Below are 2,267 nucleotides of genomic sequence, written 5' to 3'. Positions count from 1 at the left end.
GGGGTATAAACGGGGGATGTTGCTGCCGTAATCGCGGAACATATCGAGTTGAATGTCGCTGTTGCCGGAACGATTGAGGAGTGCCTGGTCCACGATCCAGTTATCCGGGCTGATCCGCGCCACATCCCCCATGCCGTCGGTGTATTGGAACTTGGTGGTTTCCAGCGTGAGCAGCTTTTCCAGCGCCTTGCGGCGTTCGGGCGTGTTCTCGGCCCAATAGGCCTTGATCGGGTCCCAGAATTCCTTGAGGCCTTCGTCATAAGCATTGCCGTTCTGGACGATCAGCGACTGCACTTTGTTGGGATGCTTCAGGGCAAGGCGGTATCCGATCGGCGCTCCGTAATCCATAACGTAGAGGCTGTACTTGTCGGCACCAACCACACGCGTGAGCTTTTCAACCACGTCGGCCATCCTGGCGAATGTGTAGGAAAAGGATTTGTGGTCCGGGGGCATCGCTTTTGTCCGTATCCGGGGTAATCGGGGGGCGATCACACGATAGCGATCTGCCAACAACGGAATGAGATTGCGATACTGGTGTGAGGAGGTTGGGAAGCCGTGCAGAAGCAGCACGACCGCGCATACTGCATGGCCGGCTTCACGATAGAAGACCTTCACGCCGTCAATCATGGCAGACCTGTAGTGGATGACGGGAACCGCATGGGCAGCGAGAATGGGCTTGTTTGGCGCGCATTGCGCAAAGCCGGTCGCTGGGGTGGCGAGGGTCAGCAGCGCGAGCGCATTGGTGAGGGGACGTTTTCATCATGGTCCTTGCCTTTCGAGCTTGGGTGCCGATGAACATCAGCGCCGCGGCATTCGAGCTATCATCAGATCGGCTAGGGACTGCGATAAATAGGGGGTAAAATTGTTGGAAAAATTCTCGCTATATCTTTTCGATTTGTTTGTCTTCTGGGCCAAAAAGTGATGCTGCATCCGCCCCGAACCTTTTGTCAGTACCATGAAACCAGCGTACACTAAGGACCTACTCACGGGCGGTGAGACTGACCTCCGTGAATGAAAGGACCGTATGGATTTATGAGCGTAGCATCTGATGTATCGACATTTGCAGCCACTGGAATGTCCGTTCGACACATATCGTGCCATCCAGACGGTTCACAATAGCCTTTGGTCCGGGTCATTGCGCCTTTTTGCGGCGGCGGCTATAGCTTGGACGTTCCATTCGGAGCGCAGTTCATGGCATCGTCCCCGTCCACTAAGCCCAGTTTCGTCCCTATCAAGACGCGGCGCGCATTCAAGGTGATATGCTAACAGATCCGCGAGCAACTGGCGGCAGGCACGCTCAAGGCCGGGGACAAACTGCCGGCAGAGCGCAAACTGGCAGTCGAATTTCAGGTCAGTCGGAGCGGGCTGCGCTAGGCTTTGCGCAGTCTGGAGGTCGCGGGGATCATCCGCAATGTGAAAGGGGCGAAGGGCGGGGCGTTCGTGCAGACGGCGGAACCGGACCCGATCGTGCAGGCGATGCAGGATATCATCGTCCGGCTGGCGTGCGCGCGCTACAGAACCCGGGCTGACGCAGGGGCTGGCCAAGCTGGAGCGGCAGTTTGCGCATAGTTTTCGAGCGGCGGTCAGGTGGCTGGCGCGGGGGACAAGGCTGGCGGTCAAGGAAATCGTCGCGGTGCTGCCATTGGCGCGGCGGTGTAGGCAGCATGAAATGGCGCGCCAAGCAGGCCGACACTGCTTGATATACTCGTCCATCGTGTTGGAAAGTATCACAAGCGGAATTTTCGTCGGCGATTTTTTGAAAAGGCCTGCTGGCACATCCTCATATCGCCCACAGTTTGGAATAGCCTGATATGCGCTATCAGCATCTGCTTAAGGATATTTCACGCACAGACCTTGCAGGTCCGCCGCAAGTATTCCCTGAGGACATCAGCGTTCCATGGCAATCGAAAACTGATAAAACTTCGGTCAAAGCATAGTCTTGAAATCTGCGATTTGACTAAGGACTACAGTGCGCCGACTTCGATCTTGCTACCGTCCGACCATCGAGACAGCCTGTAGGGGTGAGGGTCGACACTGGGTTTGTCATTGGCGATCAGTTCCGCCGCCAAAAACCCGATGCCCGGGCCAACACCAAAACCATGCCCAGAACAGCCAGCGGCGAGATAGTAGCCGCTAATCCCATCGACGGGCGAAATGACGGGCACCGCATCGGGGGTGGAATCGACATAGGCACCCCAGGCCTCATCGACTTCTATGTCCGCCAGCGCCGGGAAGCGGGCGCGGACATTGGCAAGGATCGCTGCGAT

3 protein-coding genes are annotated in these 2,267 nt (G+C 57.0%); 1 reads left to right on the top strand and 2 read right to left on the bottom strand.

Annotated elements, in window-relative coordinates:
- A partial coding sequence (locus tag BF95_RS25015; RefSeq protein WP_152542932.1) for an alpha/beta fold hydrolase occupies window positions 1–627 on the bottom strand: 627 nt, incomplete at its 3' end.
- 642 nt (window positions 628–1,269) lie between these two features.
- Here BF95_RS25015 and BF95_RS30870 point away from each other — a divergent pair.
- Window positions 1,270–1,374, top strand: coding sequence for a GntR family transcriptional regulator (locus BF95_RS30870; RefSeq protein ID WP_200866962.1), 105 nt, complete (start codon window positions 1,270–1,272; stop codon window positions 1,372–1,374).
- Between the two features lie 590 nt (window positions 1,375–1,964).
- Here BF95_RS30870 and BF95_RS25005 read toward each other — a convergent pair.
- Window positions 1,965–2,267 (bottom strand): NAD(P)/FAD-dependent oxidoreductase (locus BF95_RS25005; protein ID WP_043155537.1); only part of this gene is annotated, 303 nt, incomplete at its 5' end.

This window comes from Sphingobium sp. Ant17 (assembly GCF_000588875.1).
In the GTDB taxonomy this organism is placed as follows: domain Bacteria; phylum Pseudomonadota; class Alphaproteobacteria; order Sphingomonadales; family Sphingomonadaceae; genus Sphingobium.
The sequence above is the reverse complement of the archived record's forward strand: the minus strand, read 5'-3'. Positions and strand labels throughout refer to the sequence as shown.